8 protein-coding genes and 1 pseudogene are annotated in these 8,840 nt (G+C 73.3%); all 9 read left to right on the top strand.

All coding sequences use genetic code 11. The annotated features are described in order from the left end of the window. Window positions 1-195 precede the first annotated feature (195 nt). The 9 genes and pseudogenes from KME75_RS37120 to gnd all read left to right on the top strand — a co-directional run bounded on the left by KME75_RS37120 (window position 196) and on the right by gnd (window position 8,678). A complete protein-coding gene (locus tag KME75_RS37120) occupies window positions 196-1,041 on the top strand; it encodes a patatin-like phospholipase family protein (protein ID WP_219419626.1) in 846 nt (281 codons plus the stop codon). Then, complete coding sequence (locus tag KME75_RS37115; protein ID WP_219419625.1) at window positions 1,038-2,033, top strand: 1-acyl-sn-glycerol-3-phosphate acyltransferase; 996 nt, start codon at window positions 1,038-1,040, stop codon at window positions 2,031-2,033. The genes KME75_RS37120 and KME75_RS37115 overlap by 4 nt, the downstream gene beginning before the upstream one ends. After that, window positions 2,030-2,551, top strand: a complete 522-nt coding sequence (locus KME75_RS37110; RefSeq protein ID WP_219419624.1) for a PadR family transcriptional regulator — start codon at window positions 2,030-2,032, stop codon at window positions 2,549-2,551. The genes KME75_RS37115 and KME75_RS37110 overlap by 4 nt, the downstream gene beginning before the upstream one ends. A gap of 59 nt (window positions 2,552-2,610) precedes the next feature. Further along, a complete protein-coding gene (locus KME75_RS37105) occupies window positions 2,611-3,084 on the top strand; it encodes a hypothetical protein (protein ID WP_219419623.1) in 474 nt (157 codons plus the stop codon). Window positions 3,085-3,107: 23 nt separating this feature from the next. Further along, a complete protein-coding gene (locus KME75_RS37100; protein ID WP_219419622.1) occupies window positions 3,108-4,133 on the top strand; it encodes an alpha/beta fold hydrolase in 1,026 nt (341 codons plus the stop codon). Window positions 4,134-4,244: 111 nt separating this feature from the next. Then, on the top strand, window positions 4,245-5,246 hold the full coding sequence (locus KME75_RS37095) for a methyltransferase (protein ID WP_219419621.1): 1,002 nt from the start codon (window positions 4,245-4,247) through the stop codon (window positions 5,244-5,246). A gap of 58 nt (window positions 5,247-5,304) precedes the next feature. After that, window positions 5,305-6,159, top strand: a complete 855-nt coding sequence (ygiD, locus tag KME75_RS37090) for a 4,5-DOPA-extradiol-dioxygenase (RefSeq protein WP_219419620.1) — start codon at window positions 5,305-5,307, stop codon at window positions 6,157-6,159. Between the two features lie 97 nt (window positions 6,160-6,256). After that, on the top strand, window positions 6,257-7,129 hold the full coding sequence (locus KME75_RS37085) for an LLM class F420-dependent oxidoreductase (protein WP_219419619.1): 873 nt from the start codon (window positions 6,257-6,259) through the stop codon (window positions 7,127-7,129). A 101-nt stretch (window positions 7,130-7,230) separates the two neighbouring features. Then, window positions 7,231-8,678 (top strand): annotated as a pseudogene (gnd, locus tag KME75_RS37080) (NADP-dependent phosphogluconate dehydrogenase). Window positions 8,679-8,840 lie beyond the last annotated feature (162 nt).

The raw sequence follows: 8,840 nt of genomic DNA, 5'->3' as shown, positions 1-8,840 counted from the left end.
GCCCGGAATCCGCCCGCGAGTCGCCCGGGGCGGGACTGGGCGACTCGCGGGGCGGGACTGGGCGACTCGCGGGGCGGGACTGGGCGACTCGCGGGGCGGGACTGGGCGACTCGCGGGGCGGGACTGGGCGACTCGCGGGGCGGGATCGGGCGACTCGCGGGTGGGTGGTAGACGCGGGCTGGCAGCATGGCGGCCGTGACGTCGGGGACGGGTAGCACGGCGGTCGTGCTCGGCGGGGGCGGACTGCTGGGGGCGGTCCAGGTCGGGCAGGTCCGAGCGCTGCTGGAGGCAGGCGTGCGGCCCGACCTCGTCGTCGGCACGTCCGTCGGCGCGATGAACGGTGCCGTGCTCGCCGGGTCTGCTCCCGCCGAGGTCGGCGACCGGCTCGAGGAGCTGTGGCGGTCCCCGGATGCGGCGGCGGTGTTCGGCGCGGGGCCCGTCGCGCGGCTGCGGGAGCTCGCCCGCAGCGGCACGGCGGCGCACTCGCCCGAGCCGCTGCGGCGCGCGCTGCTCGCGGAGCTGGGCGACCGGCTCATCGAGGATCTGCCCGTCCGGTTCGAGTGCTGCGCTGCCCGGATCGAGGACGCGAGCGAGCACTGGTTCGACCGGGGACCGGTGGTGGACGCCGTGCTGGCGTCGGCCGCCGTGCCGGGGCTGCTGCCGCCCGTCGAGCTGGAGGGCGCACACTACCTCGACGGCGGGCTGGTCAACAGCATCCCGCTGGGCCGCGCGGTGGAGCTGGGGGCGCGACGGGTGTTCGTGCTGCAGGTCGGGCGGATCGACAGCCCGCTGCGGCCACCGCGCAAGCCGTGGGAGGTCGCGATGGTGGCCTTCGAGATCTCCCGGCGGCACCGCTTCGGGCGGGACCTCACGTCGGTGCCGCCGGACGTCGAGGTGCACGTGCTGCCGGCCGGGAGCGGGGCCGCGCCGCGCTGGGACAGCCGGGACGCGCTGCGCTACCGCGACGTCGCCGGCGTCGAGCGGCGGATCGAGACGGCCCGCCGGGAGTCGGCGGAGTACCTCAGGACGGTGCTGTCGTGACGCTTCCCCCGCGCTGGGTCCGCCGTCTGGTGTTCGGGCCCGCCGTCATCGGCCTGGCGCTCGTGGTCGTGCTGACGCTGCCGCTGTGGCTGCTCGTCGCCGCCGCGGTGTCGCCGCTGCTGCCCGGGAAGCTGCGGGCGCTGCGCGTGCTGTGGGTGGCGGTGGTCGCGCTCGTGCTGGAGAGCGTCGTGCTGGTCGCGCTGTTCGGGCTGTGGCTCGCGTCCGGGTGCGGGCTCGCGATCCGCACACCGCCGATGCAGTACCTGCACTACCGGCTCGTGGGCTGGTACCTGCGGGCGCTCTACCGGGAGGCGGCGCGGGTGCTGGGGCTGCGGGTCGAGATCGAGGGCCCCGACCCCGACGAGTACCTCGGACGCCCACTGCTCGTGTTCTGCCGCCACGCGGGGCCGGGCGACTCGTTCCTACTGGTCCACGCCCTGGTCAACTGGTACGCCCGGGAACCGCGGATCGTGCTCGCCGCTGCGCTCCAGTGGGACCCGGCGCTCGACGTCGTGCTCAACCGACTGCCCAACCGGTTCCTCTCGGTCGGCGGCGCCGACGGGGAGCGGCGCATTGGGGAGCTCGCCACCGCGCTCGACGGCGACGACGCCTTCGTGATCTTCCCGGAGGGCGGCAACTTCACCGAACGCCGCAGGCTGGCCGGGATCGAACGGCTGCGCGCGGGCGGGTTCGAGGAGATGGCCCGGCGCTCGGAGGCCATGCGGCACGTGCTGGCGCCGCGGCCGGGCGGGGTCTCGGCCGCGCTCGCCGCCGCACCGGAGGCGGACGTCGTCTGGGTGGCGCACGCCGGGCTGGACCACCTGCACACCGTGGCGGACATCTGGCGCGAGCTGCCCCTGGACACGACGGTGCGGATGCGCTGGTGGCGGGTGCCGCACGACGAGGTGCCGAAGGAAGCCCGGGTGGAGTGGCTCTACGACTGGTGGAAGCGGATCGACGAGTGGGTGGACGGCACCCGGGAACCGCGATGACGCGGCCGTTGAACGCGACGGCGGCGTCGCTGCTCGGCTTCCTGCACTACGGTCCGATGACGGGATGGGAGCTGGTGGCCACGGCGCAGCGCCGGATCGGCGCGTTCTGGACACTGACGCAGAGCCAGGTGTACCGCGAGCTGGCGACGATGGCCGTCCGCGGGCTGGTCGAGGCGGGCGCGCCCGGACCGCGCGACCGGAAGCCCTACACGATCACCGACGCGGGCCGCGACGCGTTCGACGACTGGGTGCGCCGAGAGCCCGGCCCGGACCAGGTCCGGATCCCGCTGCTGCTCACCCTCGCCTTCGCCGACCACCTCTCGCCCGGGCGGTTGGCCGAGCTGGTGGCCTCCCGCCGTGCCGAACACGCGGAACGGCTGGCCCGCTACGAGGCCGACCGGGAGGCCCTGCGCGGCACGGCGGACCGGACGCGGCGGGTCACGCTGGAGTACGGGCTGCGGCACGAGCGGGCGGTGCTCGACTGGCTCGACGCGCTTCCGGACCTGCTCGGGCCTTGACATCCCACAGTGGGAGGTTGACGGTGTGTACGTCCCACTGTGGAAGGTCGGGAGCGGCCATGTCCTACGGCATCCTCATCGCCCTGCACGCCGCGGCCGGTGTCGTGGCGTTCGCCGCCGGGCTCGCGGCGCTGCCCCGGAAGCGGTTCCTGTCGGCGTACCTGTGGGCCCTGGTCGCGATGCTCGGCTTCCTCCTGCTCGCCGTCGCCGTCACGGCGGGCGGGCGCGATCCCGCGAACTGGGCGATCACCGGCGCCCTCGTCGTGCTGGCCTGCGTGATGCTGGCCCGCGCCCACCTCGCGGCGGGACGGCCGGTCCGCACGCCCGCGTACGTCCACCACGTCGGCTTCGGCCTGGTCGGGCTGTTCGACGCGTTCTGGGTGGTCGCGCTGCTGCGCGCCGGCCTGCCCGGCTGGGTGGTCGGCGCCGTGGCCGTCGGGATCGCCGTCGCCGGCCATCTGGTCCTCCGGCGCCTGGCGGCGGCGAATGCGACCGGACGGACCGTTGCGGCCAGCGGAACGCCACCGCCCTGACGTCGTCCCACTACCGTTGGCCCATGAACGGCCCGGTCCGGTTCGTGCAGTCGGCGGTGGGCGCCCGCATCGCCTACACCACGTTGGGCCACGGACCGCCGCTCGTCGTCGTCCCGCCCTGGATGACCCACCTCGACGCCTTGACCGGGCTGTCCGGGTACCGCCGGTTCCACGAGGTGCTGGGCCGCAAGCACACGGTCGTGCTCTACGACCGCTGGGGCACCGGGCTGTCGGACCGCGATCGCACGGACTTCTCGCTCGACGGAGAGGTCCAGGTGCTGATCGACCTCGTCGACCACCTCCGCTACCGGCGGTTCGCGGTGCTCGGCCCGTCGCACGGGGGACCGGTGGCCGTGGCCGTCGCGCATCGTGCGCCGCGCCGGGTGTCGCACCTGATCCTCTACGGAACCGGGGCCAGGACGCTCATCGACGCGAAGGCCTGGCCCCCGTTGCGGGATCTGGTGCTGGCCAGCTGGCCCGCCGCGACCAGGGCGATCGCCGCGCTCGCCACTCCGGGTTGCGAGTCCGGAGACGTGGAGGCGTTCGCCGCGTTGATGCGCGCATCCGCCACCCCGGAGATGACCGTCGCGCTGCAGGACGCCGCCATGCGGTACGACCTGACGGAGGTACTGGGGGCCATCCGCACGCCGACCCTGGTGCTCAACCGGTGGGGCGACCCGTTCGTCTCCCCGGAGGCGGCCCGCCGCCTCGCCGGGCTCATCCCCGGCGCCGCTCTCGAACTGGTCGACGGCGACGCCCACGTGCACCTGGTCGGGGACGTCGGCACGCTCGCCGACCGCATCACGGCCTTCACCGCGGGGACTTCCCGGAGACCGTCGGCGCAGCTGAGCGCCCGTGAGGTGGAGGTGCTCCAGCTCGTCGCGGAGGGCTGCACCAACGCCGAGGTGGCGCACCGGCTCGTGCTCAGCGTCCGCACCGTCGAGCGGCACCTGCTGAACTCCTACACGAAGCTCGGCGTGCGGGGACGGACCGAAGCGGTGTCCCACTGGCTCGGCAGGCCGTCGGAAGACGTGGTTCCGCCTGCGTAGTCCTGCGCACGGACGACACCGGGACGCCCGGCTGCGCGCGCCCGCCACGCGTCACGAACTGCGCAGCGGCACCGATGTGCCGGGCCTGTGGAATTCCTACCGTCGATCCTCATGACCGACCGACGTCCGCCCGAGATCCTGCTCGAACTGTCCAGCGCCCACATCCTCGCCAGAGCGCTGCACGTCGTCGCCGAGATCGGCACCGCCGACGATCTCGGCGCCGAGGCGCGTTCCGCCGAGGAGCTGGCGGGCGGCAGCGGCGTCACCCCGGACGCGCTCGGCCGCCTGCTGCGCCTCCTCGAGACCCAGGGCGTCTTCTCCGCGGACGAGGCCGGCCGGTGGCGCCACACCGAGTCGTCCCGGTGGCTGCGGTCGGACCACCCGACGTCCGTCCGCGCCTTCGTCCGGATGATGGGCATGCCGTTCGGGTGGGGCTCGTTCACCGCCCTCGACCACGCCCTCCGCACCGACGAGCCGAGCGTGCGCGTGCTCGACCCCGCCGGGCCGTGGGCCTACCTCGCAGCGCACCCGGACCAGAACGCGATCTTCCAGCAGGCCATGCTGGCGAAGGCGCACGGCGACGTCGCCGCCGTCCTCGCGGCCTACGACTTCTCGCGCCACCGCCGCATCGCGGACGTCGCCGGCGGCGGCGGGCACCTCATCAACGCGGTCCTCGCCGCGCACGAGGGCACGTCGGGCGTCCTGTTCGAGCTGCCGCACGTCGCCGCGACCGTGCCGGCGTCGCCCCGGCTGGAGGTCGTCGCGGGGGACTTCTTCGCCGACCCGCTGCCGGCCTGCGATGCATACCTGCTCATGAACATCGTCCACGACTGGGACGACGCAGCGGCCGGCGCGATCCTCGCCGCCGTGGCCGCAGCCGGCCGACCGGGCGCGACCGTGCTCCTGGTGGAGACCCTCCTGCCCGAGGGTCCGGAGCCGCACTGGGCCAAGACCCTCGACGTCATGATGCTGGCCCTCACCGGGGGACGGGAGCGCACCCTGACCGCGTACCGGGACCTCCTCGACGCCGCGGACCTGGAGTGCGAGCGGGCGATCCCGACGGCCACCGCGTTCTCGATCGTGCAGGCACGGGTGCGGCAGACCGGCGCCTGACCGGGTGCGAGACATCGCCAACAGCGCGTCCGGTGCGTACGCTCTCCAGGCTGTGACGATGTCACCGATGCCGGCGGCGTTCATCGGCCACGGCAGCCCCATGAACGCCGTCGAACACAATCGCTACACCGACTCCTGGGCCGCGCTCGGCGCCGTGCTCCCGACGCCGCGGGCGATCCTCGTCGTCTCGGCGCACTGGTACATCAACGCCACCGCCGTCACGGCGATGGCCCGCCCGCGCACGATCCACGACTTCTTCGGCCACCCGTCCGAGCTCTACGAGATCGAGTACCCGGCGCCGGGCTCGCCGGAGGTGGCCGCCGAGGTCGCGGAGATCGCGAAGCCCACGTGGGTGGGCCGCGACGTCGACAGCTGGGGCCTCGACCACGGCACCTGGTCCGTGCTCGGGCACATGTTCCCGGACGCCGCCATCCCCGTCGTCCAGCTGTCGATCAACGCGATGCAGTCGTTCGAGTATCACCTCGAGCTCGGCGCGAAGCTCGCCCCGCTGCGCGAGCGCGGCGTCATGATCGTGGGCAGCGGCAACGTCGTGCACAACCCCGGGGGAATCGACTTCGCGCGGCCCGACTCCGGTTACGACTGGGCCCGCCGCTTCGACGACGACGCGCGCGCCGCGATGACCGGCTCGCCCGACGCGCTGCCGGGCCTGCAGGGCTCCCGCGACTTCGACGCCGCCGTCCCGACCCCGGACCACTTCATCCCGCTGCTCTACCTGGCAGGCCTCGGCGCGGCCGCGGACCGCAGCGCCCAGGTGCTGGTGGACGGCTGCGCGTACGGGTCGCTGTCGATGACGGCCTACACGCTCGACCTGCCGGTGCCGGTGGTGCCGGCCATGGGGACCGGTGCCGGGTCGATCTCGGCGCGGATCCCGGCGGACGCGGCGAACATCTGAGTGGGGTCCTGGGACCGGTAGGGCCACCCTGACGGCCCCGCCCGGCGCTCCGGCGCGATTAGCGTCGCCGCTGCACACCACAGCAGAGGAGCGCACTGTGAAGATCGGTCTGCACATCGCGGACTTCACCTTCCCGGCCGGTCCGGCCGGGCTGGCCGACGACCTGACGCGCGTCGTCACCACGGCCGAGGAGGCGGGGTTCGCTCGGGTCAGCGTGATGGACCACGTCTGGCAGATCCCGGTGCTCGGCCCGCCCGAGCACGACATGCTCGAGGCCTACACCACGCTCGGCTACCTCGCGGCGCGGACGTCGCGCGTCGAGCTGCTCGCCTGGGTCACGGCCGTCACCTACCGGGAGCCCGGCCTGCTCGCGAAGCTGGTCAGCACGCTCGACGTGCTCTCGAACGGCCGGGCATGGCTGGGGATCGGGGCGGCGTGGAACGCCGAGGAGGCGCGTGGGCTCGGGCTGCCGTTCCCGGGCACGGCCGAGCGCTTCGAGCGGCTCGAGGAGGTCCTGCAGATCTGCCTGCAGATGTGGGCCGAGGACGACGGGCCCTACGACGGGAAGCACTACCGGCTCGAGCGCACGCTCAACCGGCCGCAGCCGCTGCGCAGGCCGCACCCGCCGATCCTCATCGGCGGCGGTGGGGAGCGGAAGACGCTGCGGCTCGTCGCGCAGTACGCGCAGGCCTGCAACCTGTTCGCGGGGCCGGACCTGGAACACAAGCTCGACGTCCTCCGTGCGCACTGCGTGGCCGTGGGCCGGGACTACGACGAGATCGAGAAGACGGTGATGATGCCGCTGGACCCGGGGGAGAAGGGCGAGAACGTCGGTGCGCTCCTCGGCCGGCTGGAGGAGTTCGGCAAGCTCGGGGTGGCGGAGGCGCACGGCTGGGTGCCCCGGGTGTGGGAGACCGAGCGGCTGGAGCTCATCGGCCGCGAGGTGGCCGGGCCCGCCGCCGCGTTCTGAATCGTCGCGATCACCGGCGAGGGAAACCGCACAGCGTGCGGTCCGGTCGGCTCACGTGTCGGTAACGTCACGCCTGCCCAGTAAGCAGCAGAGGGGAAACGATGACCCAGCCCGCCGCATCGAGCCGCATCGGAGTCACCGGACTGGCGGTATGGGGGCGAACCTCGCCCGCAACATCGCCCGCCGCGGCGTCCCGGTCGCCGTGCACAACCGCACGGCAGCGCGCACCAAGGAGTTCATCGAGGCCTACGGCAGCGAGGGCACGTTCACCGCGGCCGAGAGCCTCGAGGACTTCGTCGCCGCGCTGGAGCGCCCGCGCCGGATCATCGTCATGGTCAAGGCGGGCGCGCCCGTCGACGGCGTGATCGAGGAGCTGGCGCCGCTGCTCGACGAGGGCGACATCGTCATCGACGCGGGCAACTCGCATTTCGCCGACACCAAGCGGCGCACCGAGGCGTGCGTGGAGCGCGGCCTGCGCTTCATGGGGATCGGTGTCTCCGGCGGCGAGGAGGGCGCGCTGCTCGGGCCGAGCATCATGCCCGGCGGCGACAGGGGAGCGTACGCCGAGGTCGAGGAGGTGCTCACCAGCATCGCCGCGCAGGTCGACGGCACGCCGTGCTGCGTGCACGTCGGGCCGGACGGAGCCGGGCACTACGTGAAGATGGTGCACAACGGCATCGAGTACGCCGACATCCAGCTCATCGCCGAGGCCTACGACCTGCTGACGCACGTCGTCGGGCTGGACGCCCCGGCCATCGGGAAGATCTTCGAGGAGTGGAACTCCGGCGACCTGGAGTCGTTCCTCATCGAGATCACCGCGAAGGTCCTGCAGAAGACCGACGAGAACACCGGCGGCCCGCTCGTCGACGTGATCCTCGACCAGGCCGAGCAGAAGGGCACCGGCCGCTGGACGGCGATCGACGCACTCGAGCTGGGCGTGCCGCTCACCGGCATCACCGAGGCGGTGTTCGCCCGCACGCTGTCCTCGCTGCGTGACGAGCGCAAGGCCGCCTCGACCACGCTCGCCGGCCCGGTGCCCGGCGCGGGAGAGGACCGCTCCGACCTCGTCGACGACATCCGCCAGGCGCTCTACGCGAGCAAGGTCGTGGCCTACGCGCAGGGCTTCGCGCAGATGCGGGCGGCGTCGGCGGCCAACGACTGGAACCTCGACCTCGGCGCGATGGCCACGATCTGGCGGGGTGGCTGCATCATCCGGGCGCAGTTCCTCAACCGGATCCGCGAGGCCTACGACGAGTACGGCGACATCGAGAACCTGCTGATGGTGCCGTACTTCACCGAGGCCGTGGCGCAGGCGCAGGACGCCTGGCGGCGGGTGGTGGTGACCGCCACCGAGCAGGGCGTGGCGATCCCGGCGTTCGCGTCGTCGCTGTCCTACTACGACGGCTACCGCCGGGAGCGCGGCCCGGCCAACCTCATCCAGGGCCTGCGCGACTTCTTCGGCGCCCACACCTACCGGCGCACCGACGCCGAGGGCACCTTCCACACGCGGTGGGCGCAGGACGGCGCGGAGGTCCGCACGGGCGACTGACGAGCGGCCGCGGCGCACGAGCAGTGCGTCGCCCACCGAATTGCAGCAAAGTCCCCCATGGCCTTCGGCCGCCACGAGGTATGAGAATCGGGTCGGGTCCGGCTGAGCTCGGTTGGCATTGGTGCGTCTAGCCCGAAGCAAAGTCTGAGGCCTGGGGGCCTT

This window comes from Pseudonocardia nigra, assembly GCF_019396355.1.
GTDB lineage: Bacteria > Actinomycetota > Actinomycetes > Mycobacteriales > Pseudonocardiaceae > Pseudonocardia > Pseudonocardia nigra.
This window is presented reverse-complemented; position numbering and strand designations above follow the sequence as displayed.